Origin of the sequence: Georgenia sp. EYE_87 (assembly GCF_023148685.1) — a bacterium.
Lineage (GTDB): Bacteria > Actinomycetota > Actinomycetes > Actinomycetales > Actinomycetaceae > Georgenia.
Genome location: NZ_JAHXNL010000003.1, coordinates 191,505 through 214,170 on the forward strand (window position 1 = coordinate 191,505; position 22,666 = coordinate 214,170).

Here is a 22,666-nt window from a genome sequence, read left to right on the forward strand (position 1 = left end):
GCCGTCAGATCGAGCGCTCCTCGACGTAGCGCTGCACCACCGAGCTGTCCAGGTCCCCGAGACCCTGCTCGGTGAGCTGCTCGTAGACCCGCTGCAGCACGGGCAGCTGCTCGACGGCGGTGCCCGTGCGCTCGGCCTCCGCGGCGGCGAAGGCGAGGTCCTTGATCATGAACCGCGCCGGGCTGGCCGGGGTGTGGTCGTGCGCGACCAGCCGGGACTTCTTGACCTCCAGGACGCGCGAGCCGGCGTAGCCGCCGCCGAGCAGGTCGAGCAACCGGCCCAGGTCGAGGCCCGCGCGCTCGGCGATGACGCTCGCCTCGCCGAGCGCGACGGTGGTGGCGGCGACGATCAGCTGGTTGCAGGCCTTGGCCACCTGCCCGGCCCCGACCGGGCCCAGATGCACCGGGGTGCCCAGGGCCTCGAGCCACGGGAGCACCGTCGCGACGTCGTCGTCCGCGCCGCCGACCATGATCGAGAGCGTGCCGTCGGCGGCGCCCTCCACGCCGCCGGAGACGGGGGCGTCGACGACGGCGAGACGGCGGCCCGTCCGGTCGGCGAGGTCGCGGGCCAGGTCCCGTACGCCGTCGGGGGAGCTGGTCGAGGAGACCACGAGCACGGTGGGACCGGCGAGGCCGGCGAGGAGCCCGTCGTCGCCGTCGAGGATCTCGGCGAGCTCGGGAAGGTCCGGCAGCATCGTCAGGACTACCTCGCAGCGCGCGGCGACCTCGCGCGGCGTGGGGGCCCAGTGCGCACCGTCGGCGACGAGGCCGGCGGCGCTGGACTGACGGCGGCTGTTCACGACGAGGTCCACGCCGCGCTCGCGCGCCGCCCGCAGGAGGTGCGCCGCCATGGGGCGCCCCATCGCACCGAGCCCGATCAGCCCGACGTCCGCCCGCTGCTCCGACATCTCGTCCCCTGTTCCTCGCGACCGGCGTGCCGGGGGCAGCCTAGAGTCCCGCGGCCAGCGCGGACGGCTGCTCCCAGTCCCGCGGCCACCACTGAGGCCGACCTGGGAACCGTCAGACCATCGTGGTACCGAAGGCCAGGCCGAGCGCGTAGGTGACCGCGGCGGCGCCGAACCCGATACCCAGCTGGCGCAGCGCGCGGCGCAGCGGCGGCGCCCCGGAGAGCACACCGACGACGGCGCCCGTCCCGAGCAGGGCGACGCCGACCAGTCCGGCGGCGAGACCGACCGCAGCGAGCCCGCTCAGGCCGAACAGGTACGGCAGGATCGGGATCAGCGCGCCGGAGGCGAAGAAGCCGAAGCTCGACAGCGCGGCGGACCAGCCGTTGCCGATCTCCTCGTAGGCGTGCACGACGTCGGCGGCCGGCATGCCCTGGCCCGCCTGCATGCGCGCCATCACGCCGGCCGCGTGCCCCTCGGCCTCCTCGGGCCCCATGCCGCGGGCCCGGTAGACGAGGGCCAGCTCGTTGGCGTCGACGTCGAGGGCGGGGATGGACTCGTGGGCGTCGGCGTCGGGGATGGAGGCCTCGAGGAGCTCGCGCTGCGAGCGGACGGAGACGTACTCCCCCGCGGCCATCGACAGGGCGCCGGCGAGCAGGCCGGCGACGCCGGTCACCAGGACGGTACCGGCGGGCACGCCGGTGGCGCCGACGCCGAGCACCAGCGCGAGGTTGGAGACGAGGCCGTCGTTGGCGCCGAAGACGGCGGCGCGGAAGGTGCCGGACATGCGGGCCCGGCCGCGGGTCGCCAGGGCGCGGACCACCTCGCCGTGCACGCGCTCGTCTGCGGCCATGGCGTCGGTGGCGTCGTCGTCGTCCGCGTAGGACGAGCGGGCCTCGGCGTTCTGCGCGAGCGCGAGGACGAACACGCCGCCGAAGGTGCGGGCGAGCCAGCCGAGCAGGCGGGTGCGCAGCGCGCCGCGGCCCGGCCGGCCGACCTGGTCGCCCAGCAGGTCCCGCCAGTGCTGCTCGTGGCGCCGTTCGGCGTCGGCGAGGCCGAGGAGGATCTCTCGCTCCTCACCCTCCCGCCGGGCGGCGAGGTGGCGGTAGACCGCACCCTCCGCCTGTTCGTCGGCGAGGTAGCGGCGCCAGCGGCGGACCTGCTCCCGGGTCGGCGTCCGGGCGGCGCGCTCGTCACCGCGCGGGGGCGTGGGTGAGGTGGACATATCGCCATCGTCGCAGCCGCGCGAGACAGGCCCCAAGTCCCGCCGCGGTGGGGTTGCCCACTGTTCGCCGCCCCGAAAAGTCCGCGCCGAGTCGCCGAAAGATCGGTGTCGGCGTGCGGGTGCCGTCAGGCTGCGGTGGCCCGCACGGCGGTGCCGGTCGACGGCGTGGCAGGCGCGCGGTCAGGCCGAGGTGCCCGCACCCTGCCGGCCGCCGTCGGCCACGCGGGAGCCGGCGGATCGGCCCGAGGCGTCCGCCGTCGGCGCGGCGGGGCCGCACGGACCAGGCCGAGGTGTCGGCACCGCGTCGGCCGCCGTCGGCACGGCGAGAGCCCGCGGATCAGGCCGAGACGTCCCGTCCCGGGTGGGCGGGGGACACATTGGCGGCGTCGCGCTCGTCGGACACACCGACTGTCCGGGCCTCCAGCCCGGCCCGGACCTGCGGCCACTCGTCCGCGAGGATCGAGAAGACCACCGTGTCGCGGAAGGTGCCGTCGGCGCGGCGCTTGTGCCGGCGCAGGACGCCCTCGCGCACCGCCCCGAGCCGGGCGATGGCCGCCTGGGACCGGGCGTTCAGCACGTCCGTCTGGAGCCGGACCCGCCCGAGTCCGCAGTCGTCGAACGCGTGCGTGAGGATGGCCAGCTTCGTGGCCGGGTTGACGGCCGTGCCCCAGACGGCCGGGGCGTAGGCGGTCCAGCCCAGGTGCGCCGACTCGTTGGCGAGGTCGACGTCCCCGAGGCTCGAGGTGCCGACCAGCCTCCCGTCCCGCAGGCGCACCGCCCACGAGACGCGGTCCGCGGCGCCGAGCAGGTGGCCGGTGACGTAGCCGCGCATGGCCGCGGCGTCCACCGGCCGCCCGACCGGACCGCCGCCGTAACCCGCGGCCCAGACGCGAGGATCGTCGAGGGCCGCGAAGAGGTCCGGCGCGTCGTCGGCCGTCAGCGGCGTGAGCTCGACGACGGCGTTGCGTAGGAGGACGGGCTGGGGCGCGCGGGCGGGCATGACCGCAAGCGTAGGGCGCCCGGTCTCACGCACCGCCGGGGCGCCGACGACGCACGGGAACGCGGAGGCCTTCGACGAGGGCACCGCCGTCGGTGACTGCCGGGCACTCGGGAAGTCTGGTGTCGCTCTGGGGCACCGATCTTCCCCGATCCTCGTGGCTGGTGCCCGGGGGCCGGTGCCCGGGGCGGGCGGAGTGGCTCAGGTGACCGGCGTGGTTGGCCCACAGGCGGCCCGCCTGGTCGGCCCACTCGCGCCCAGGTCAGCCCGCCTTGCCCACTCGCGCCACGGTCAGCCCGCCTTCTCTACGTACCGGGGAAGTCTGGTGTCGCTCCGGGGCACCGATCTTCCCCGATCCTCGTGGCCGGCGCCCGGGGGCCGGTGCCCGGGGCGGCAGGAGTGGCTGCGGTTGGCCCGCACGCTCAGGTGGCTGAGGCGGTCGGATCGCCGGGGCGGTCGGATCGCCGGGGCGGTCGGCGGTGCCTGGCACGGTCGGGGAGGCGGGCGGGCAAGGCGCGATCGCCTGGGAACGGCCACCCGCGGATGCTCCCGGCGTGTGCGCGCGAGCGCTGCCGCGAACGCTCTTGACGCCGGATGTGGTCTGCCCCATACTCGTGTAATCGATCCCATGGGAACGATTACACAGACCGAGCAGCGTGGCCGGGGAGGAAGTCAGTGCCGACGATCAAGGACGTTGCGCGCGCCGCGGGCGTGTCCACCGCGTCCGTCTCGCGCGTCCTGACCGACCACCCCGCCACGTCCGCCGAGATGCGCGAGCGGGTCCTGGCCGCCGTCCAGGAGCTGAACTTCCGGCCCAACGCCGTCGCCCGCTCCCTCCGCAGCACCGGCACCCGCACCGTCGGCCTGGTGGTCTCGGACCTGATGAACCCCTACTTCACCGAGCTGGCGCGGGCGGTGGAGGACACCGCGCGCGCCGCCGGGTACTCCGTGATCGTCGGCAACGCGGACGAGGACCCCGCGCAGCAGGACCACTACATCCGGATCCTCCTCGAACGGCAGGTCGACGGGCTCATCGTCGTCCCCACCGTGGAGACCTCCCCGCTGCTGCGCGAGGCCGCGGACCTGAACCGGCACCTCGTCCTGGTGGACCGTCCCGCGGCCGACGTCGACGCCCCCACCGTGCTCGCGGACTCCTCCGCCGCCATCTCGGCGCTCGTCGACCACCTCGTGGCAACCGGGCGCACCGACCCGGCGATCATCACCGGCCCCGAGCACGCCGGCACCGCCCGGCTGCGGCTCGAGCACTTCCGCGCCGCCCTCGCCCGCCACGGCCTCGGGCTGCGGCCCGAGCGCGTGCAGCACGGCGACTTCCGGCCGGCCTCGGGCCACGAGGCCATGGCGCACCTGCTCGCGATGCCGACGCCGCCCGACGCGGTGTTCGTGACCAACGGGTCCATGGCGCTCGGCGTGCTGCAGCTCCTGGCCGAGCGGCGCTCGACCGTCCCCGTGCGCATCCCCCAGGACCTCGCGCTCGCCGTGTTCGACGACATGCCGTGGTTCACGCTGCTCAGCCCCACCGTCACGGCGATCGCCCAGCCGACGGCGCAGCTCGGCCAGCGCGCCATGGGGATGCTGCTCGCCCGCATCGCCGGCTCACCCGGAACCACCGATTCACCATCAACCACCGGTACACCCGGGACCGACGGCGGAGCGCCGCGTGCAGAGGCGCTGGAGTGCCGCCTGATCCTTCGCGAGTCCACTCTCCCGAGGAGGAGCGCATGAACGCCCTACCGACGAACACCGCCACCCCGCCCGCCGGGCGCGAGCTCCTCCGCGTGGAGAACCTCGTCAAGAAGTTCCCGGGCGTCGTCGCCCTCGGCGGGGTGTCGTTCGACCTCCACGCCGGGGAGGTCCACGTCCTGCTCGGCGAGAACGGCGCCGGCAAGTCCACCCTCATCAAGTGCCTCGCGGGGGTGTACCAGCCGGACGGCGGCACGCTCTTCGTCGACGGCGAGAAGGTCCACATCTCCTCGACCGCGCACGCCGAGCAGCTCGGCATCGCGACGATCCACCAGGAGTTCAACATCGTCCCGCAGCTGAGCGTGGCGGAGAACGTCCTGCTCGGCAGGCCCCCGCGCCGGTTCGGCGTCGTCGACCGCCGGAAGATGCACGCCCGGGCGCGAGTGGCGCTGGAGCGGGTCGGCCTCGACGTCGACCTCCGTCGCCCCGTCTCGACCCTGGGCGTCGCCCGCCAGCAGCTCGTCGAGATCGCCAAGGCCCTCAGCCTCGACGCCCGGGTTCTCATCCTGGACGAGCCCACCGCGGCGCTCACCGACGCCGAGGTCGACCGGCTGCTCGAGCTCATGGACGAGCTGCGCCGGAACGGGGTGGGCATGATCTTCATCTCCCACCACCTCGAGGAGATCCAGCGCATCGGCGACCGCGTCACCGTGCTGCGCGACGGCCAGTCGGTCGGCACCGTCCCGGCCACCACGGACACCGGCGAGCTCGTCCGGATGATGGTGGGACGGTCCATCGAGGCGCAGTACCCACGCGAGCAGCCCGCGCTCGGCGAGGAGCTCCTGCGCGTCGAGGGCCTCACGAGCACCGGGCACTTCGAGGACATTTCCCTCTCGGTGCGCGCCGGCGAGGTGGTCGGGCTCGCCGGGCTCGTCGGCGCGGGCCGCACGGAGGTGCTCCGCGCGGTCTTCGGCGCCGACCGCTACGACTCCGGCACCGTGAGCGTGCGCGGGAGGACGGTGCCCCGGCACGACGTCCACGCCGCCATCGGCGCCGGCCTCGGCCTCGTCCCCGAGGACCGCAAGGCGCAGGGGCTCGTCATGGGCGCGAGCGTCGAGGAGAACCTGGGCCTCGCCATCCTGCGCGCCGCGACCCGCGGCGGCCTGGTGGACCGCGCCCGGCTGCGCGAGCAGGCCCGCACGAGCGTGAAGAGCCTGCGCATCCGCACCCCCTCCACCCGGGCCACCGTGAAGAACCTCTCCGGCGGCAACCAGCAGAAGGTCGTCATGGGCAAGTGGCTCGCCGCCGACCCGGCGGTGCTCCTCCTGGACGAGCCGACCCGCGGCGTCGACGTCGGCGCGAAGGTCGAGATCTACCAGCTCATCAACCAGCTCACCGCCTCCGGACGCGGCGTCCTGCTCGTGTCCTCCGAGCTGCCCGAGGTCCTGGGCATGTGCGACCGCATCCTCGTCATGGCCCAGGGGCGCCTGGTCGGCGAGCTCACCCGCGAAGAAGCAACCCAGGACGCCGTCATGGCCCTGGCCGTCAAGGAAGTGGAGTCCTCCCGTGCCCACTGAGACCGCAACCGCCCGGACCGAGCAGCGCGAGTCGCTCGGCTCCCGCGCCCAGGTCCTGCTCGGGCAGAACGGCGCCCTGGTCGCGCTGGTGCTGCTCAGCGTCGTCATGGCCGTGCTCAGCCCGGTGTTCTTCAGCACGCAGAACCTGCTCAACGTCGGGGTCCAGGCCGCCGTGGTCGCGATCCTCGCCTTCGGGCAGACGTTCGTGATCGTCTCCGCCGGCATCGACCTCTCGGTCGGGTCGGTCGCCGCGCTCGCCTCGATCGTGACCGCCTACACCGCCACCACGACCGGGGTGCACCCGCTGCTCGCGATCGCGATCGGCCTCCTGACCGGCGTCGCCGCCGGGTTCATCTCCGGGACGCTGGTCGCCTACGGCCGGCTCCCCGCGTTCATCGCGACGCTGGCGATGCTCTCCATCGCCCGCGGACTGGCCCTCGTCCTCTCCGACGGCGTCCCGATCGCGCAGCCGTCCGCCGTCGCCTGGCTGGGCAGCACCATCGGCGGGTGGCTTCCCGTCCCGGTGCTCGTGATGATGGTGCTCGGCGGTCTGGCGGCGTTCATCCTCAACCGCACGTACTCCGGGCGCGCGATGTACGCCATCGGCGGCAACGAGGAGGCCGCCCGGCTCTCCGGCATCAACGTCCGGCACCAGCAGCTCGTCATCTACTCGCTCTCCGGCGCCTTCGCGGCGGTCGCCGGCCTGGTGCTGGCCGGCCGGCTCGCCTCGGGCCAGCCCCAGGCGGCCGCGGGCTACGAGCTCGACGCCATCGCCGCCGTCGTCATCGGCGGCGCGAGCCTCGCCGGCGGGTCGGGCCGGGCCTTCGGCACGTTCGTCGGCGCCCTCGTGCTGGCCGTCATCCGCAACGGCCTGAACCTGCTCAACGTCTCCTCGTTCTGGCAGCAGGTCGTCATCGGCGCCGTCATCGCCCTCGCCGTGCTCAGCGACACCCTGCGCCGCCGGCGCGCCTGACACGCACCGCACCACCCCCAACCGCACCACCCCCAACCGCACCACGCCCAACCGCACCACCCCGCCGGGAACCGTTCCCGGTCGACGCAAGAGAAAGGAAGGGGTTCCGATGAAGAAGCCCGCCCTCAGCATCGCCGCCCTGCTCGCCTCCTCCGCCCTGCTGCTCTCCGCGTGCGGCAGCGCCGACGAGGGAGGCGGCGGGACCGACGCCGGAACGGCCGGCGGGGACGGCGGGGGCGACTACACCCTCGGCCTCGCCGTCTCCACGCTCAACAACCCGTTCTTCGTCTCCCTCCGCGACGGCGCCCAGGCGGCGGCCGACGAAGCCGGCGCAGAGCTGACCGTCACGGACGCCCGCGACGACGCCACGCAGCAGGCCGACCAGGTGGCGAACTTCCAGACCCAGCAGCTCGACGCCGTCCTCATCAACCCGGTCGACTCCGACGCCGCCGGGCCGATCGTCTCCCCGCTGGTCGCCGCCGACGTCCCGGTGATCGCCGTCGACCGGGCGGTCAACGGCGCCGAGGTGAGCACCTTGGTCGCCTCCGACAACGTCGAGGGCGGGCGCCTCGCCGCCCAGGCCCTCGCCGAGGCCATCGGCGAGCAGGGCCAGGTCATCGTGCTGCAGGGCGTCGCCGGCACCTCGGCCTCCCGCGAGCGCGGGCAGGGCTTCACCGAGGGCATCGCCGAGTTCCCGGACATCGAGGTCGTCGCCACCCAGCCGGCCGACTTCGACCGCGCCCAGGGCCTCGACGTCGCGACCAACCTGCTCCAGGCCAACCCGGACGTCGTCGGCATCTTCGCCGAGAACGACGAGATGGCCCTCGGGGCGGTCCAGGCGCTCGGTGCCCGCGCGGGCCAGGACGTCTTCGTCGTCGGATTCGACGCCACCGAGGACGCCCAGGCGGCGATCGAGGCCGGCACCATGTACGCCTCGATCGCCCAGCAGCCCGAGGAGCTCGGCCGCGCCGCCGTCGAGGCCGCGCTGTCCATCCTGAACGGCGAGGAGGTCGAGGCCACGGTGTCCGTGCCGGTGGTCGCGATGACCAAGGAAGACCTGTAACCGATCCTCCGGCCCGCCGCGACCTCCCGCGGCGGGCCGCACGACCTCACGGAGCACCCCACATGCAGACACCACAGGTGGTCGTCGTCGGCTCGGCCAACGCCGACCTCGTCCTGGACATCGACCACCGCCCGGCCCCGGGCGAGACGGTGATCGGCTCCGACGTCGTCACCACGCCCGGCGGCAAGGGCGCGAACCAGGCGGTCGCGGCGGGCAAGATCGGCGGGGCGGTCGCCTTCGTCGGCTGCGTCGGCGACGACGACCACGGCGCCCTGCTGCGTGAGTCGCTGTCCTCCGCGGGGGTGGACCTGACGGACCTGCGCACGGTCGACGCCCCGACCGGCACGGCCACCATCATGGTGACGCCGGACGGGGAGAACTCGATCATTGTCGCGCCCGGCGCGAACCGGCACGTCACCCCCGCGATGCTCGAGGAGACCCGGGCCTCGTGGGGTGCGGCGCCCGTGGTCGTCCTGCAGCTCGAGATCCCCCTGGAGTCGGTCGCCCTGGTCGCGGCCGGGGCGCGGGGGCGCGTGGTGGTCAACGCCGCACCGGCCGCGCGGCTCGCCCCCGAGGTGCTCGCTGCCGCGGACCCCCTGGTGGTCAACGAGAGCGAGGCCGCGTTCCTCCTCGAGGACGCCAGGGCCGCCGCCGACCTGACGGACGACGGCGGGGCCGCCGCCGAGCTGGCCGACGACGCCGGAGCCACGGCCCGGGCGCTGCTGCGCCTGGGCCCGCGGTCCGTCGTCCTCACTCTCGGGGCGGCGGGCGCCGTGGTCGCCGAGACTCGCGACGGCGGGGCCGAGGTGGTCCGTGTGCCCGCCGTCCGCGTGGAGGCCGTCGACACCACCGGGGCCGGCGACTCCTTCGTCGGGGCGCTGGCCGTCGAGCTCGCCGCCGGCACCACGCTGGAGCGGGCGGTCCGGCTCGCGACCCGGGTGGCCGCCGTCGCGGTCACCCGCCGGGGGGCCCAGACCTCCTTCCCGACCCTCGAGGAGCTCGAGCGCGGGGGGACCCTGCTGGAGGGCCGGGAGGTCGGGCGGTGAAGCGCGGCGGCATCCTGAACCAGCCGCTGTCCGCGGCGCTCGCCGGGCTCGGCCACACCGACCGGGTGGTGGTGGGCGACTGCGGTCTCCCCCGCCCTCGGGGAGTGCCGGTCGTCGACCTCGCCGTGACCTTCGGCGTGCCGCGCTTCGCCGACGTCCTCCGGGCTCTGGACGCTGACATCGTCGTCGAGTCCGCGCTGCTGGCGAGCGAGACCCGTCACCGCAACGCCGACGTCCTGGCCCTCGTGCGCGCGCTCTTCGGCGAGCCCGCGTGGTGCAGCCACGAGGAGCTCAAGACGGCGAGCGCCTCGGCCAGCCTGTTCGTGCGCACGGGCGAGGCGACGCCGTACGCCAACGTCATCCTGACCTGCGGCGTGCCGTTCTGACCGGTCACCGCCGGTGAGCCGCCGAAGCACCTGACTCCCGCCCGGACCAGGTCTACCCCTCGTCGTCCAGCCGCGCCCGGAGCCGAGCGTTCTCCTCCTCGAGCTCGAGCACGGCGGCCACGCCGGCGAGGTTGAGGCCGTCGGCCAGGAGCTGGCCGATGCGGGTGAGCCGGTCGAGGTCGTCCTCGCTGTAGCGCCTGGTGCCGCCGGAGGTTCGGGCCGGCTCGAGCAGCCCGCGCCGCTCGTACAGCCGCAGGCGCTGGGCCTCCGAGCCCACCATCTCGGCGGCCACCGAGATGCCGTAGACCCCACGGCTGCGGTCGTTGCGACGCGCCCTCTCCACGTTCTCTCTCCGGTCCGGCGGGAATCTCTTGCCCCGACCATCTGTCCGTGCTATAAGAAACCTGTACCGGTCACTACAGATCGGCACCACGATAGCAGTGACGATGTCGAGTGTCAGTTGGAGGTGGACCTGATGTTGATGCGCACCGACCCGTTCCGTGAGCTCGACCGGCTCACCCAGCAGGTGTTCGGCACGATGGGAACGGCCACGAGGTCGTCGGCGATGCCGATGGACGCCTGGCGCGAGCAGGACGAGTTCGTCGTCGAGTTCGACCTGCCGGGCATCGACCCGGAGACGATCGACGTCGGCGTCGAGAGCAACGTCCTGACCGTCAGGGCCGAGCGGCCGAGCATGGGCGACGTCACGGAGCTCATCGCGGCGGAACGCCCGCGCGGCACGTTCACCCGGCAGCTGTTCCTCGGTGACAACCTCGACACCGAGAACGTGTCGGCGAACTACCACGCCGGCGTGCTCGGCCTCCGCATCCCGATCGCCGAGCAGGCCAAGCCGCGGAAGGTCTCCATCAGCACGGAGGAGCGCAGGGCGATCAACGCCTGAGCACGACGCACGACGGTGCGGTAACAGGAGGGGCAGGTGGTGCAGGACCAGGATGACCGACCGACGCGCCGACTGACCCCGCCGCCCGGCGGAGCCACGAGCTGACCTGAGCCGTCGAAGCCGCCGGGGCCACAGGCCCCGGACGCGCTCCGGCCCGACCGCACGGTCATGGAGGCAGGGCCGGCCGAGCGGGACAGCCGGCGGGCGCGGCACGGCACGCCCGTGCCGCGCACACCCGTGTCCGGAGGGCCCACGGGCCCGGAGAGTGCCGCTCGAGGAGTCATGGAACGGCAGCCCGACTACTACCTGATCCTGGGGGTCGCGCCGGACGCGAGCCCGCAGGAGATCGCGCGCGCCTACCGGTCCCTCGTGCGTCGGCGCCATCCCGACAGCCGGCCGGAGGGCGACCAGCAGGCGGGCCTCGCCGACATCTACGACGCCTGGGCCGTGCTCCGCGACCCGGCCCGCCGGGCCGAATACGACGGCGCCACCCGGGCGCAGGAGCGCTCCGCCCGCGCCGGGGCGCAGCCGGCCGCGGCCCGGCCGGTGCCCGTGCGGGTGCGGCGGGACGGCCCGGTCCGGCCGTCTCGGGACCCTCTTCGGGCGCGGGCGAACGACCGGGTGCCGCAGGACGCCCCGGCCTCCCGGGACGACGACGAACCTGCAGCACGCCCTGCTGCGCGCGGGCCCGCGCAACGCCCCGGGCAGCCGACCATCTGGGTCGGCCCGACGATCGTGCTCGGACCACGTCCGGGACGGCAGGCCCGTCGCGACGGCGCGCCGAACCTGGTCGAGCTGCTCCGCGAGCTCCGGCACCGCCTGCTCTGACCGGTCTGCGGCACTGTCCCGACTGGTCCGTGACACTGCTGCACGGTTCGTACGGTGCAGAGGTGGCACACACCGGTCCAGGGTGAGCGGCCTGGCCTGCGGTGAGCTGCCGACCTGGCATGCGGTGAGCTGCCGAACTGCGGGCTGGCCTGCGCCGGGCGAGGGGGCGGCCGGCGCCGAGGTCAGATGCTGGGCTGCGGCGGCGTGGGGTCGAGCGGCCCGTCGGTGCCGCGGCCGGTGTTGCCGACCGGGAAGTCGGGCCCCGACGAGGAGTGGGTGCCGTTGCCCGAGCGGTGGAGCTTGTCCTTGACGGTCGAGGCCACCTTGTCGGTCACCGCGGAGCCGCGCTCCTTGGCGATGTCGGTCACCTTGGTCTCGACCTTCTGGACGTTCTCCTGCACGCGCGGGTTCTCCCACACCTTGGAGCTCGCCTTCTTGATCTTCTCGTACTGGCCGCGACCGGCACGGGTCCCGAAGACGTAGCCGAGACCGGCGCCGACGAAGAACGAGAGCTTGCCCATGTGATTGAACCTCCGTGCGGTGATGTGGACTGGTGCTGATGCACGAGCCTAGGGCCGTCGGCCCACCCCCGCCCGCGGGCGGCGTCCGCGGTCTAGCCTTTCTTTCATGGCGAACGCGAAGAAGCGGGCCGACGGCGGGACGCGTGCCGCCGTCGTCACGGGTGCCAAGGCCCAGGCGGAGGCGGACGGCGCGAGCGAGGTCGCGCCGTCGGAGGCGGTCGGCTTCCGCACCACGAAGATCCCCAACAAGATCTACAACGCCGAGCTCTACCGGCTCCAGGGCGAGCTGGGGAAGCTGCAGACCTGGGTGAAGTCGACGGGGGCCCGCGTCGTCGTCGTCTTCGAGGGGCGCGACGCGGCCGGCAAGGGCGGCACCATCAAGCGGATCACCGAGTACCTCTCCCCCCGCGTGGCGAGGATCGCCGCCCTGCCGGCGCCCACCGAGCGCGAGAAGGGGCAGTGGTACTTCCAGCGCTACGTCGAGCACCTGCCCGCGGCCGGGGAGATGGTGCTGTTCGACCGGTCCTGGTACAACCGCGCCGGCGTCGAGAAGGTCATGGGGTACTGCACGCCCGAGGAGCACAAGCGGTTCCTGCGCCAGTGCCCGATCTTCGAGCAGATGCTCGTCGAGGACGGCATTCACCTGCGCAAGTACTGGTTCTCCGTCTCCGACGACGTCCAGCTCGAGCGGTTCCGCAAGCGCCTGACCGACCCGCTGCGGCAGTGGAAGCTCTCCCCCACCGACCTGGAGTCGATCACCCGCTGGGAGGACTTCTCGCGGGCGAAGGACGAGATGATGGTCCACACGGACACGCAGGTGGCGCCGTGGCACCACGTGGCGAGCGACTCCAAGAAGCAGGCGCGGCTGAACATGATCCACCACCTGCTCGACTCGCTCCCGTACCGGGACATCCACCAGGAGAAGGTCGCGCTGCCCAAGCGCCCGCCGGGGACCGGCTACCAGCGCCCACCGATCGAGGTCTCCAAGTACGTTCCGGACTGGGCGTCGACCCTGGTGGAGGATCCCTCGCGACGTTGAGCGGGCCCCGGCGACGGCGAGCGGGTCCGGCCGGCCCCGCTTGGCGCGCGCCCGGGCGGCGGCGTAGAACGAGACGGTGAGCTTCTCCAGGATCCCCAGGTGAGCGCGGCGAGCCTGTACGACCGGCTCGTCCGCGCACCCGAGGGCGCCACCGACGCGATGGCGCCGGGGACCGCGAGGGACGTGCCGCGCAACGGGCTGCGGCAGATCGTCGCCCAGGCGCTGCAGAGCACCGGCGACCAGGTGGTCAACGCCAAGACCGTGCTGCCGTGGCTGTTCGCCGCGCTCGGCGTCCCGGGCGCCCTGGTCGGCCTGCTCGTGCCGATCCGCGAGTCGGGGTCGATGCTCCCGCAGGCCGCGATGGTGCCGTGGGTGCGGCGCCACCGCGTCCGCAAGTGGCTGTGGGTCGCCGGCTCGGCCGGGCAGGCGCTCGCCACGGCCGCCATGGCGGTGACCGCGGCGACGGCGACCGGCACGGCGGCCGGCGTCGCGATCCTTCTCGCCCTCGCCGTCTTCGCCCTCTCGCGCGCCCTCAACTCCCTCGCCAGCAAGGACGTCCTCGGCCGCACGATCCCCAAGGGGCAGCGCGGCCAGATCAACGGGCTGGCCACCGTGCTCTCCGGGGTCGTCGCGATCACCGTCGGGGTGGGCATCCGCCTCCTCGGCGGCGACGACGCCGGACCCCTCGTGGTGCTCCTCGCCGCCGCCGCCCTGACCTGGGTGGCGGGGCTCGTGGTCTACGCCGGCATCCGGGAGCCCGCGGAGGAGCCCGCCCCCGCCCCGGTCGACGGCGGTGGCTGGGCGCGCCGGTCCGTCGCCCTGCTCCGCGACGACGCGACCTTCCGCCGCTTCGTCCTCGTGCGGACGCTGCTGCTCGTCTCGGCGCTCAGCCCGCCCTTCGTCGTCGCCCTCGCCGCGGAGCACGGCGGCGGGCTGGGCGGGCTCGGCGCGTTCGTCGTCGCCTCCGGGGTGGCGAGCCTGCTCGGCGGACGGCTCTTCGGGCGGTGGGCCGACCGGTCGAGCCGGCAGCTGATGATCTGGGGCGCCGGCGCCGCGTCCACCGCGATCCTGCTCTTCCTCGCGCTGCTGCTGGTGCCCGGGGTGCGCGGCTGGACGCTGCTGTACCCGGCGGTCCACCTGCTGCTGGCGCTGACCCACACCGGCGTCCGGGTGGCGCGCAAGACCTACGTGGTGGACATGGCGCAGGGCGACCGCCGCACCGAGTACGTGGCCGTGGCCAACACCGCGATGGGGGTGCTGCTGCTGGTGGCGGGGGCGGTGTCCAGCGCGCTCGCGCTGCTCGGCCCCGAGGTCGCGCTGGTGTTCCTCGCGCTGCTCGGCGTCGCGGGGGTGTTCACCGCCCGCACGCTGCCGGAGGTCAGCGCGCGCTGACGGTCGGTGCGCGACGGGCGTGGCCCACACCGCTATCATCGCCGCGTGACGATGCTACCGACCGCACCCGATCGGACCGCCGCGGAACCCACCGCCGGCCCGGACTCCCTCGAGCCCGCCGCCGCGCTGTTCCACAGCCTCTCGGACCCGACCCGGCTGACGATCCTGCAGCATCTCACCGCCGGCGAGCACCGCGTGCGCGACCTCACGGAGCACCTCGGGCTGGCGCAGTCGACCGTCAGCGCCCACCTCGCCTGCCTCAAGGACTGCGGCCTCGTGGACTCGCGCCCGCAGGGCCGCGCCTCGCTGTACTCGCTCACCACCGAGCACGAGCTGCTCGCCCTGCTCGCCGCCGCGGAGGGCCTGCTCTCGGCCACCGGGTCCGCCGTGACGCTCTGCCCGACCTACGGAATCGGGGCCGGGAAGTGACGGCGACCCTGACATCGGCCGAGACGGAGCGGCTCACGCGCCGCGGGCTGCACCTCGCGCGGTTCACCGTCGCGTACAACCTCGTCGAGGGGGCCGTCGCGATCACGGCGGGCCTGCTCGCGGGACTGGTCTCCGTCGTCGGCTTCGGCGTCGACTCCGCGATCGAGTCGATCTCCGCGGTGCTCGTCGCCATGCGCCTGTCGGCCCGGCTGCGCCACGGGGAGGCGGACGAGCGCCGGGAGCGCCGGGCGCTACGGCTCGTCGCGGCGACCTTCTTCCTCCTCGCCGCGTACGTGACGTTCGAGGGCGTCCGGAGCCTGGTCGCGCGCGAGACGCCGGACCGCTCCCCCGTGGCGATCGGCCTGCTCGTCGCGTCGGTCGTGGTCATGCCGCTCCTCGCCGCGGCGAAGCGGCGGGTGGGCCTGCGGCTGCGGGACAACCTCATCCTCGCCGACGCCGCGGAGACGAAGATCTGCGTGCTCCTCAGCGTCTCCACCCTCCTGGGCCTCGTCCTGTTCCAGCTCACCGGTGCCGCCTGGATCGACCCGGTGGCGGGCTTCGTCATCGCCGCCTTCGCCGTCCACGAGGGCCGCGAGGCGTGGGAGGGCGAGCTCGTGGAGGACGACGACGCGGACGACGTGGACGACGTGGACGACGACGAGAGCCCCCGATGAGCCACGACCACGGGCGTTCCACCGGCCGGCGGCGGCTGGCGATCGCCCTCGCCATCACCGCGGTGATCCTGGTGGCCGAGGTCGTGGGCGCCTGGTGGACCGGCTCCCTCGCGCTGCTCGTGGACGCCGGGCACATGCTCGTCGACGCCGGCGGCCTCACCATGGCGCTGGTCGCCGCCACCCTCGCGGCACGCCCGGCCACGGCGCAGCGCACCTGGGGCTACCGGCGCGCCGAGGTCCTCGCCGCCGCGGCCCAGGCGCTCGTCCTCTTCGCCGTCGCGGTCTACGCCTTCATCGAGGGCGTCCGGCGGCTCTCGGCGCCGCCCGAGATCCCCGGCGCGGAGCTGCTCGCCTTCGGGGTGCTCGGCCTGCTCGGCAACGTCGTCGCCATCGTGGTGCTGGCCGGCGGGCGCTCGATCAGCATCAACATGCGTGCGGCCTTCCTCGAGGTCCTCAACGACGCGCTCGGCTCGATCGCGGTGATCGTCAGCGCCGTCGTCATCGCGACCACGTCGTTCGTCCGCGCCGACGCCCTCGCCGGCATGTTCATCAGCCTGCTCATCGTGCCCCGCACGGTGGCGCTGCTGCGCGAGTCCACCCACGTGCTCCTCGAGGCCACGCCCCGGGGCCTGGACCTGCACGCCGTGCGGGAGCACATCCTCGAGCTCGAGCACGTGCTGGACGTCCACGACCTGCACGCCTCCCAGATCACCACCGGGCTGCCCGTCCTCTCGGCCCACGTGGTGCTGGACGACTCCTGCTTCCGGGACGGGCACGCCCCGCAGGTGCTGGACCTGCTGCAGGCGTGCGTCGCCCGGCACTTCCCGGTCAGCGTCGAGCACTCCACGTTCCAGCTGGAGCCGGCCACGCACGCGACCCACGAGCTGCATCGCCACCGCTGAGCTGCACCGGCACCGCCGAGCCGCACCGGCACCCCTGAGCCGCACCGGCACCGCTGAGTCGCACGATTGCGACGCGCCGCGCGAGGACTTCCCCGGCGAAACCGCCGCTGCCCGACCGGCCACGGGGTGACGATGGCGGCGTGAGCCGTGCTCGCTGGGGCGCTGTCGCCCCCCTGATCCTGGGCACGACGGCGTCGCAGGCCCTCCTGGTGGTGCTGGCCCCGACCGTCGTCGCGATCGGGGAGGACCTCGGCGCGTCGGTCGCCACGGTGGGGCAGGCGCGGTCGGTCACCGCCGCGGTCGCCATCACCGTCTCCGTCGCCCTCAGCGCCCGGCCCGGCGGGTGGCCGGTGCCCCGCCTCCTGCGCGTCGGCGGGCTGCTGGCCGTGCTGGCGTGCGCCGGGGTCGCCGCCGCCGGGTCGCTGGGCACGTTCCTCGCCGCCCACGCCCTCGTCGGGGTCGCGTTCGCGCTCCTGCTCTCCGGCGGCTTCGCCGGGCTGGGCGCCTTCGAGGGGCCGGAGCGGGCCTGGGCCGCCGGGCAGGTCGCGGCCGCCAACGCGCTGGCCTGGGTGGTCGTCAACCCGGTCGCCGCATGGCTCACCGCGGCGTGGTCCTGGCGGGCGGCGCAGGCGGTCCCGGCGACGATCGCCGTCGTGGCGCTGGCCGCGGCACGACGGGCGGTGCCGGTGGCGGCGACGACGGCGGAGCCGCAGCCGCGTGGGACGCTGACGACGGCGGGGCGGCGGCCGGCGACGACGCCGCCGCGTCCCACGGGGGCCGCGGGTGCCGCGGGGCGGTGGGCCCCGCTCACCGAGCGCTCGGCGCGCCGCTGGCTGGTGGCGGAGACCGCGGCGTTCACGGCCTGGACCGCCCTCCTGACCTTCGCGGGCGCCTACTTCATCCAGCGGACAGGCGCGGACCAGGCGACGGTGGGCTGGCTCCTCGCCGCCGGCGCAGGGGCGTACCTGCTGTCCTCGACGCGCTCAGCGGGCCTCGCGCGGCTGCTGGCCGACCGGACGCTGGTGGCCGCCGCGGCGGCAGCCATGGGCCTGCTGATGCCGCTCATGTTCACGGTCGCCTCCACGCGCGCCGGCGCCGTCGCCGCCTTCTGCCTGCTCGGGCTGCTCGCCGGGATCCGCACGCCGGCCTCCGCGCGGCTGGGTCTGGAGCAGTTGCCCGGACAGGCCGCCGCCATGATGGCGACGCGGACCGCCGCGACGCAGCTGGGCTACCTGCTCGGCGCCGTCGCGGGTGGGGCGCTGATCGCCGCGTCGGGCTACCGGGCGCTGGGGCTCGCGCTCGGGGTCGTCATGCTGGTCTCCGCGGCGCTCGCGCTGCGCGTGACGGCCCGGCCGGGCGCCGCGGGGGCGCCCGGTGGACCGCGGTGAGCGGGGTCAGTTCATCGCGGCGAGCAGATCGGTGCAGACCTGCTCACACGCGCCGCACGCCTCGGCGCACACGCGGCAGTGCTCGTGCATGTCCGCGTGCGTCTCGCATTCCTCGCCGCAGGTGCGGCACGCGACGACGCACGCCTGGAGCTGGGCGCGCACGACGGTCAGGTCGGTGTCCGTGCGGCGGGACAGCAGGCGCAGCGTCGTGGCGCACACGTCCGCGCAGTCCAGATCGGTGCGGATGCAGCGGCGGAGCTCGGCGACCATGTCCTCGGCGAGGCAGGCGTCGGCGCAGGTGGTACAGGCCTGGGTGCAGGCGGCGAGCGCGTCGATCGCGCGCGCGAGCAGATCTGCGTCGACGGTGGCCTGCTCGGGGTGCGAGCCCAGCATCTCGGCGGTCCTCATGACGATCCTTCCGGTCGCGGGGCGGGTGCGGCGCGGGGTTCGTCCACCCGGGCGGCCCGGGGTGCGCCCACCCGGTCGGTCCCTCCGACCGTAAGGACCGCGGCGGCCACCCGCACGCGGGGACCGTCCGCCGGGGCCCGCCCGGGCGTGCTGCGCGCGCGGACGCCCGTCGGTGCCCGGCCGGGGTGCTGGGCGCGGGTCAGCCTCCGACGGCGGCACGCTCCCGGCCCCGGTGCCCCGGACCGAGGCGACGAGCGAGGGCAGCCGCGAGCCGCGACGTCGCCATCGCCTGGGCGACGATCACCACGGGGAACGCCGCGAGCACGACGACCGTCACGCCCTGGAGCAGACCTCCGGCGTCCGCGAGAGCCGTGCGGTCCTCCTGCAGGGGTATCACCACGCTCTGCAGGAGCAGCACCGCGGCCCCGAGCGCGAGCAGCACCCAGCTCGTCCGCCGCGCGCCGAGGGCGGCTGCCACCGCGCCGGGCGTCATCGTCGCGGCGAAGACGGCCAGGATCCCCAGCGTCCCCGCGACGGAGAAACGGCCCTCCTCGCCGGACAGCACCACGAGCAGGCGCATGAGAACCCGGGCCAGGCCACCCGCGAGGAGCGCGAGCACGAGGGCCGCGAGGAGGCCGGCGCCGAGCCGGGACGCGAGCTGTCGAGTCATGACCGTTCCGATCGGGAGTCAGCGTGAACGGGCGGTCGCCGTCGACCGCGCCGTCCGGGACGTTAGCGACGCCCCGCGCCCGCCCGACAGCCACCACAACGAGGGATGACGACACGCCCGGTCTCACCGACGCGGACGAGATCGTCATCGAGCGCTTCCGCGTCGTGGGCCGCGGGAGCTGGCCGACTGACCCGTCAGATGCCGGCGCCACCGGGAAGGGTCGCCCGCACGGCCCTCGCCGCCTCGACGAGGTTCGCCAGGGCCGCCGTCGTCTCCTCGAAGCCGCGCGTCTTGAGCCCGCAGTCCGGGTTCACCCACAGCCGGCCGGCGGGCACCGCGGCCAGCGCGGCGGTGAGCAGCCCGGTGACCTCTTCGGTGCTCGGTACCCGCGGGGAGTGGATGTCGTACACGCCGGGCCCGACGCCGCGGCAGAACCCGGCGGCGCGGAGCTCCGGCAGGATCTCCATCCGCGAGCGCGCCGCCTCGATGCTGGTCACGTCGGCGTCCATGGCGTCGATCGCGTCGAGGATGTCGCCGAACTCGGAGTAGCACAAATGGGTGTGCACCTGGGTGTCGGGCCCCGCCACGGAGGTGGCGACCCGGAACGCGCGCACGGCCCACGCGAGGTAGTCCTCCCGCTCCGCCCGCCGCAGCGGCAGCAGCTCGCGCAGCGCCGGCTCGTCGACCTGGACGATCCGGATGCCGGCGTCCTGCAGGTCCGCGATCTCGTCCCGCAGCGCGAGGGCGACCTGCTGGGCTGTCTCGGCGAGCGGCTGGTCGTCGCGCACGAACGACCAGGCCAGCATCGTCACCGGCCCGGTGACCATGGCCTTGACCGGCCGGTCGGTGAGGGACGCCGCGTACGTCGTCCACGGCACCGTCATCGGCGCCGGGCGCGCGACGCCGCCGAACAGGATCGGGGGCCGCGTGCACCGCGAGCCGTAGGACTGCACCCAGCCGTGGTCGGTGACCGCGAACCCGTCGAGCTGCTCGGCGAAGTACTGCACCATGTCGTTGCGCTCGGGCTCGCCGTGCACGAGCACGTCAAGACCGAGCTCCTCCTGCAGCCGCACCACCCGGGCGATCTCCTCGCGCACCACGCGCTCGTACCCCTCGCGGTCGAGGTCACGCTTCTTCAGCGCCACCCGGGCGCGGCGCAGCTCGACGGTCTGCGGGAACGACCCGATCGTCGTCGTCGGCAGAGCCGGCAGGCCCAGGATCTCGGCCTGCGCGGCGCTCCGCTCCTCGTACGGCGCGCGCGTGAGGTCCGCCTCCGTCAGCCCGGCGACGCGCGCGGCGACGTCGTCGCGCCGCACCCCCGGGTGCCTCGTCCGGGCGGCGCGCGCCTCCCCCGCGGCGGCCAGCTCAGCCCGGACCGAGTCGGCGCCGAGCGCGAGCCCGCGGGCGAGCACCTGGACCTCCTCGACCTTCTGGTCCGCGAACGCCAGCGCCGGGCGCAGGGCCTGCCCCAGGCGTCGCTCGCGGGAGGCGTCGTGCGGGACGTGCAGGAGCGAGCACGACGTCGAGACCGCTACCCGCGCGCCCTCGCCGATGCCGTCGCTGAGTCGAAGCAGCAGCTCGAGCGCCCGCTCGAGGTCGGTGCGCCAGACGTTGCGGCCGTCGACGACGCCGCCCACCACGACCTTGCCGGCGAGGCGGCGCAGCACGTCGGGGCGGGGCAGCGGCCCGCGGACGAGGTCCAGCCCGACCGCCTCGACGTGGCTGTCGGCGACCGGGGGCAGCGCGTCGCCGAGGTCGCCGTACGGCGCCGCGAGGAACAGGGCCGGCCGGGCCGGCCGGGCGAGCTCGCCGGCCAGCACCTCGAGCCCGCGGGTCAGCGCCGCGAGCACCCGTTCGCGCGGGACCTCCCAGGTGTCCGCCACGAGGGCCGGCTCGTCGAGCTGGACCCACGGCGCCCCGGCGTCCCCGAACGCGCGCAGCAGGTCCGTGTACGCGGCCAGCACGTCGTCGAGCCGGTCGAGCGGGTGGAACCCGTCGGGCGAGCCGTCGGCGGGCTTGCTCAGCAGCAGGAAGGTCAGCGGGCCCACCACCACCGGCCGCACCGTGTCGCCGTCGGCGGCGGCCTGCAGGAAGTCGCGCACCAGCCGGTCGTCGGCGAAGCGGATCGGGGTCTCGGGCCCGATCTCGGGGACGAGGTAGTGGTAGTTGGAGTCGAACCACTTGGTCATCTCGAGCGGCGCGCGGTCGCCGTCGCCGCGCGCGAGGGCGAAGTAGCCGACGGGGCCGACCCGGCCCGCGGCGTCGACCACGCCCGCGAAACGCTCGGGCACGGCGCCGAGCATGACGGCGGCGTCCAGCACGTGGTCGTACGGGGAGAAGTCCAGCGGGATGGCGCCGTCGTCGAAGGTGAGACCGAGGTCGGCCAGGTGGCGCCGGGTCTCCATGCGCAGCTTCTCGAGGCTCACCTGCAGGTCGTCGAGCTCGCTGCGGCCGGACCAGAACGCCTCGAGCGCCTTCTTCAGCTGCCGCCCGGGGCCGATCCGCGGGTACCCCAGGACGGTAGCTCCCGGGAAGTACGGCACGGTGCGGTCCACGGTGACCGGGCTGGGCATGGCGGCTCCTCAGTTCGGCGCGACGTCCCCATTGTGCTGGGCGGCGCCGTGGGACGCGCCGGCGGCCGCGGTCGGCCGTGCGACGGCCTCCGGCCCGGCGATCGCGGGGTTGCGCAGCCCCCGGGCGCGCAGGTGCTCCAGGACGTCGAGGGCCGGGCGGTCCTGGTTGAAGGTGTACAGGTGCAGCCCGGGCGCCCCTGCCGCGAGCACGCCGTCGATGAGGGCCAGCGTCGCGTCGATGCCGCGGCGGACGCGCTCCGCGTCGTCCTCGACCGCGAGCAGGGCGTCGAGCGACGGCGGCACCGGCACCCCGGTGAGCTGGGCGAGGCGGTGCAGCCGCCCCGGGTCGGTCATCGGGATGACCCCGGGCAGGATCGGGATGTGGATCCCGGCCTCGCGGGCGTCCACCACGAGGGACGCGTAGGCGCCGGCGTCGAAGAACACCTGCGTGATCGCGAAGTCGGCGCCCGCGTCCTGCTTCTCGTGCAGCGCCGCGAGCTCCGCCTCGCGGGTGTGGCTCGCGCCGGAGGGGTAGGCGGCGACGGCGACCGAGACGACGTCGGCGGGGGTGATCCCGAGGTCCTGGGCGACGACGGAGGGCGGCTCCGCCGTCGTCTCGCGTCCGCCGTCGGGCCGGGGGGCGCCCAGCCGCTCGTACTCGACCTCGCGGATCAGGCGGACGAGGTCGCTGGCCCGGCTCAGGCCGCCCGCGCACGGCACCCACTCGGTCTCGCCCGCCGGCGGGTCGCCGCGCAGCGCGAGGAAGTCGCGCACGCCGGCGTCGAGCAGGTTGCGCACGCGGTCCGCGAGCTCCTCGCGGGTGGCGCCCACGCAGGTCAGGTGCGCGATCGGCGGCACGGCGGTCTCCGCGAGCAGGCGGTGCACGAGCTCGGCGGAGGCGGTGCGGGAGGAGCCGGAGGCGCCGTAGGTCACCGAGAAGAAGTCGGGCCCGGCGTCGGCCATGCGGAGCACCCGCTGCCACACCGTCTCGACCAGCTCCGCCCGCCGGGGCGGGTAGAGCTCGAAGGAGACCGTCGGGTGGTCGGTGGGCACGGTCACGAGGCTAGAC

23 protein-coding genes are annotated in these 22,666 nt (G+C 74.7%); 14 read left to right on the forward strand and 9 right to left on the reverse strand.

Annotated features, from left to right (window positions below):
• Positions 1 to 4: 4 nt before the first annotated feature.
• From KZX45_RS06610 to KZX45_RS06620, 3 genes are all read right to left on the reverse strand, one after another.
• Complete coding sequence (locus KZX45_RS06610) at positions 5 to 907, reverse strand: NAD(P)-dependent oxidoreductase (protein ID WP_248256932.1); 903 nt, start codon at positions 905 to 907, stop codon at positions 5 to 7.
• A gap of 112 nt (positions 908 to 1,019) precedes the next feature.
• Positions 1,020 to 2,129 (reverse strand): VIT1/CCC1 transporter family protein, encoded by a 1,110-nt coding sequence (locus KZX45_RS06615; RefSeq protein WP_248256933.1) that lies wholly within the window; start codon positions 2,127 to 2,129, stop codon positions 1,020 to 1,022.
• Between the two features lie 337 nt (positions 2,130 to 2,466).
• Positions 2,467 to 3,129 carry a GNAT family N-acetyltransferase gene (locus tag KZX45_RS06620; RefSeq protein ID WP_248256934.1) on the reverse strand — a complete coding sequence of 221 codons (663 nt, stop codon included), beginning with the start codon at positions 3,127 to 3,129 and terminating at the stop codon, positions 2,467 to 2,469.
• 672 nt (positions 3,130 to 3,801) lie between these two features.
• On the opposite strand from KZX45_RS06620, the gene KZX45_RS06625 reads away from it, so the two are divergent.
• From KZX45_RS06625 to rbsD, 6 genes are all read left to right on the forward strand, one after another.
• Positions 3,802 to 4,869, forward strand: coding sequence for a LacI family DNA-binding transcriptional regulator (locus KZX45_RS06625; protein WP_248256935.1), 1,068 nt, complete (start codon positions 3,802 to 3,804; stop codon positions 4,867 to 4,869).
• Positions 4,866 to 6,404: a sugar ABC transporter ATP-binding protein gene (locus KZX45_RS06630; RefSeq protein ID WP_248256936.1), complete on the forward strand. Its 1,539-nt coding sequence runs from the start codon at positions 4,866 to 4,868 to the stop codon at positions 6,402 to 6,404. Before KZX45_RS06625 ends, KZX45_RS06630 begins: the two co-directional genes overlap by 4 nt.
• A complete protein-coding gene (locus tag KZX45_RS06635) occupies positions 6,394 to 7,377 on the forward strand; it encodes an ABC transporter permease (protein WP_248256937.1) in 984 nt (327 codons plus the stop codon). The genes KZX45_RS06630 and KZX45_RS06635 overlap by 11 nt, the downstream gene beginning before the upstream one ends.
• Positions 7,378 to 7,486: 109 nt before the next feature.
• Positions 7,487 to 8,440, forward strand: a complete 954-nt coding sequence (locus KZX45_RS06640; protein ID WP_248256938.1) for a substrate-binding domain-containing protein — start codon at positions 7,487 to 7,489, stop codon at positions 8,438 to 8,440.
• A gap of 62 nt (positions 8,441 to 8,502) precedes the next feature.
• Complete coding sequence (locus KZX45_RS06645) at positions 8,503 to 9,486, forward strand: ribokinase (RefSeq protein WP_248256939.1); 984 nt, start codon at positions 8,503 to 8,505, stop codon at positions 9,484 to 9,486.
• Positions 9,483 to 9,872: a D-ribose pyranase gene (gene rbsD, locus KZX45_RS06650; RefSeq protein WP_248256940.1), complete on the forward strand. Its 390-nt coding sequence runs from the start codon at positions 9,483 to 9,485 to the stop codon at positions 9,870 to 9,872. The genes KZX45_RS06645 and rbsD overlap by 4 nt, the downstream gene beginning before the upstream one ends.
• Positions 9,873 to 9,924: 52 nt before the next feature.
• Here rbsD and KZX45_RS06655 read toward each other — a convergent pair whose 3' ends face one another.
• Positions 9,925 to 10,215, reverse strand: a complete 291-nt coding sequence (locus KZX45_RS06655) for a MerR family transcriptional regulator (protein ID WP_308221711.1) — start codon at positions 10,213 to 10,215, stop codon at positions 9,925 to 9,927.
• A gap of 132 nt (positions 10,216 to 10,347) precedes the next feature.
• Between KZX45_RS06655 and KZX45_RS06660 the strand changes: the two genes are divergently transcribed.
• Together KZX45_RS06660 and KZX45_RS06665 are read left to right on the forward strand one after the other, a co-directional pair.
• Positions 10,348 to 10,773, forward strand: coding sequence for an Hsp20/alpha crystallin family protein (locus KZX45_RS06660; RefSeq protein ID WP_248256941.1), 426 nt, complete (start codon positions 10,348 to 10,350; stop codon positions 10,771 to 10,773).
• 282 nt (positions 10,774 to 11,055) lie between these two features.
• Entirely contained in the window at positions 11,056 to 11,601 is a 546-nt protein-coding gene (locus KZX45_RS06665) for a J domain-containing protein (RefSeq protein WP_248256942.1), read from the forward strand.
• A 182-nt stretch (positions 11,602 to 11,783) separates the two neighbouring features.
• On the opposite strand, the gene KZX45_RS06670 is transcribed toward KZX45_RS06665, so the two are convergent.
• Entirely contained in the window at positions 11,784 to 12,122 is a 339-nt protein-coding gene (locus tag KZX45_RS06670) for a YtxH domain-containing protein (RefSeq protein ID WP_248256943.1), read from the reverse strand.
• 106 nt (positions 12,123 to 12,228) lie between these two features.
• Between KZX45_RS06670 and ppk2 the strand changes: the two genes are divergently transcribed.
• From ppk2 to KZX45_RS20215, 6 genes are all read left to right on the forward strand, one after another.
• Complete coding sequence (gene ppk2 / locus KZX45_RS06675; protein ID WP_248256944.1) at positions 12,229 to 13,161, forward strand: polyphosphate kinase 2; 933 nt, start codon at positions 12,229 to 12,231, stop codon at positions 13,159 to 13,161.
• A 99-nt stretch (positions 13,162 to 13,260) separates the two neighbouring features.
• Positions 13,261 to 14,553 carry an MFS transporter gene (locus tag KZX45_RS06680; protein WP_248256945.1) on the forward strand — a complete coding sequence of 431 codons (1,293 nt, stop codon included), beginning with the start codon at positions 13,261 to 13,263 and terminating at the stop codon, positions 14,551 to 14,553.
• Between the two features lie 51 nt (positions 14,554 to 14,604).
• Positions 14,605 to 14,982: a metalloregulator ArsR/SmtB family transcription factor gene (locus KZX45_RS06685; protein ID WP_248257188.1), complete on the forward strand. Its 378-nt coding sequence runs from the start codon at positions 14,605 to 14,607 to the stop codon at positions 14,980 to 14,982.
• A complete protein-coding gene (locus tag KZX45_RS06690) occupies positions 14,979 to 15,656 on the forward strand; it encodes a cation diffusion facilitator family transporter (protein ID WP_248256946.1) in 678 nt (225 codons plus the stop codon). The genes KZX45_RS06685 and KZX45_RS06690 overlap by 4 nt, the downstream gene beginning before the upstream one ends.
• Positions 15,653 to 16,558 carry a cation diffusion facilitator family transporter gene (locus KZX45_RS06695; RefSeq protein ID WP_248256947.1) on the forward strand — a complete coding sequence of 302 codons (906 nt, stop codon included), beginning with the start codon at positions 15,653 to 15,655 and terminating at the stop codon, positions 16,556 to 16,558. The genes KZX45_RS06690 and KZX45_RS06695 overlap by 4 nt, the downstream gene beginning before the upstream one ends.
• A 140-nt stretch (positions 16,559 to 16,698) precedes the next feature.
• Entirely contained in the window at positions 16,699 to 17,946 is a 1,248-nt protein-coding gene (locus tag KZX45_RS20215) for an MFS transporter (protein WP_248256948.1), read from the forward strand.
• Positions 17,947 to 17,952: 6 nt separating this feature from the next.
• Here KZX45_RS20215 and KZX45_RS06705 read toward each other — a convergent pair whose 3' ends face one another.
• The 4 genes from KZX45_RS06705 to KZX45_RS06720 form a co-directional block, all read right to left on the reverse strand.
• Positions 17,953 to 18,354, reverse strand: coding sequence for a four-helix bundle copper-binding protein (locus KZX45_RS06705; RefSeq protein WP_248256949.1), 402 nt, complete (start codon positions 18,352 to 18,354; stop codon positions 17,953 to 17,955).
• A 199-nt stretch (positions 18,355 to 18,553) separates the two neighbouring features.
• Positions 18,554 to 19,024: a hypothetical protein gene (locus KZX45_RS06710; RefSeq protein WP_248256950.1), complete on the reverse strand. Its 471-nt coding sequence runs from the start codon at positions 19,022 to 19,024 to the stop codon at positions 18,554 to 18,556.
• 194 nt (positions 19,025 to 19,218) lie between these two features.
• Positions 19,219 to 21,597: a 5-methyltetrahydropteroyltriglutamate--homocysteine S-methyltransferase gene (metE, locus tag KZX45_RS06715; RefSeq protein ID WP_248256951.1), complete on the reverse strand. Its 2,379-nt coding sequence runs from the start codon at positions 21,595 to 21,597 to the stop codon at positions 19,219 to 19,221.
• 9 nt (positions 21,598 to 21,606) lie between these two features.
• Entirely contained in the window at positions 21,607 to 22,650 is a 1,044-nt protein-coding gene (locus KZX45_RS06720) for a methylenetetrahydrofolate reductase (protein WP_248256952.1), read from the reverse strand.
• Positions 22,651 to 22,666 lie beyond the last annotated feature (16 nt).

What these genes read in the sequence shown, in the direction of transcription:
- KZX45_RS06685 (WP_248257188.1), top strand. Translation starts at nt 14,605, where the DNA reads ATGCTACCGACCGCACCCGATCGGACCGCCGCGGAACCCACCGCCGGC.
- KZX45_RS06620 (WP_248256934.1), bottom strand. Translation starts at nt 3,129, where the DNA reads ATGCCCGCCCGCGCGCCCCAGCCCGTCCTCCTACGCAACGCCGTCGTC.
- KZX45_RS06660 (WP_248256941.1), top strand. Translation starts at nt 10,348, where the DNA reads ATGTTGATGCGCACCGACCCGTTCCGTGAGCTCGACCGGCTCACCCAG.
- KZX45_RS06710 (WP_248256950.1), bottom strand. Translation starts at nt 19,024, where the DNA reads ATGACTCGACAGCTCGCGTCCCGGCTCGGCGCCGGCCTCCTCGCGGCC.
- KZX45_RS06645 (WP_248256939.1), top strand. Translation starts at nt 8,503, where the DNA reads ATGCAGACACCACAGGTGGTCGTCGTCGGCTCGGCCAACGCCGACCTC.
- KZX45_RS06640 (WP_248256938.1), top strand. Translation starts at nt 7,487, where the DNA reads ATGAAGAAGCCCGCCCTCAGCATCGCCGCCCTGCTCGCCTCCTCCGCC.
- ppk2 (WP_248256944.1), top strand. Translation starts at nt 12,229, where the DNA reads ATGGCGAACGCGAAGAAGCGGGCCGACGGCGGGACGCGTGCCGCCGTC.
- KZX45_RS06630 (WP_248256936.1), top strand. Translation starts at nt 4,866, where the DNA reads ATGAACGCCCTACCGACGAACACCGCCACCCCGCCCGCCGGGCGCGAG.
- KZX45_RS06610 (WP_248256932.1), bottom strand. Translation starts at nt 907, where the DNA reads ATGTCGGAGCAGCGGGCGGACGTCGGGCTGATCGGGCTCGGTGCGATG.
- KZX45_RS06695 (WP_248256947.1), top strand. Translation starts at nt 15,653, where the DNA reads ATGAGCCACGACCACGGGCGTTCCACCGGCCGGCGGCGGCTGGCGATC.
- KZX45_RS06615 (WP_248256933.1), bottom strand. Translation starts at nt 2,129, where the DNA reads ATGTCCACCTCACCCACGCCCCCGCGCGGTGACGAGCGCGCCGCCCGG.
- metE (WP_248256951.1), bottom strand. Translation starts at nt 21,597, where the DNA reads ATGCCCAGCCCGGTCACCGTGGACCGCACCGTGCCGTACTTCCCGGGA.
- KZX45_RS06705 (WP_248256949.1), bottom strand. Translation starts at nt 18,354, where the DNA reads ATGAGGACCGCCGAGATGCTGGGCTCGCACCCCGAGCAGGCCACCGTC.
- KZX45_RS06670 (WP_248256943.1), bottom strand. Translation starts at nt 12,122, where the DNA reads ATGGGCAAGCTCTCGTTCTTCGTCGGCGCCGGTCTCGGCTACGTCTTC.
- KZX45_RS06665 (WP_248256942.1), top strand. Translation starts at nt 11,056, where the DNA reads ATGGAACGGCAGCCCGACTACTACCTGATCCTGGGGGTCGCGCCGGAC.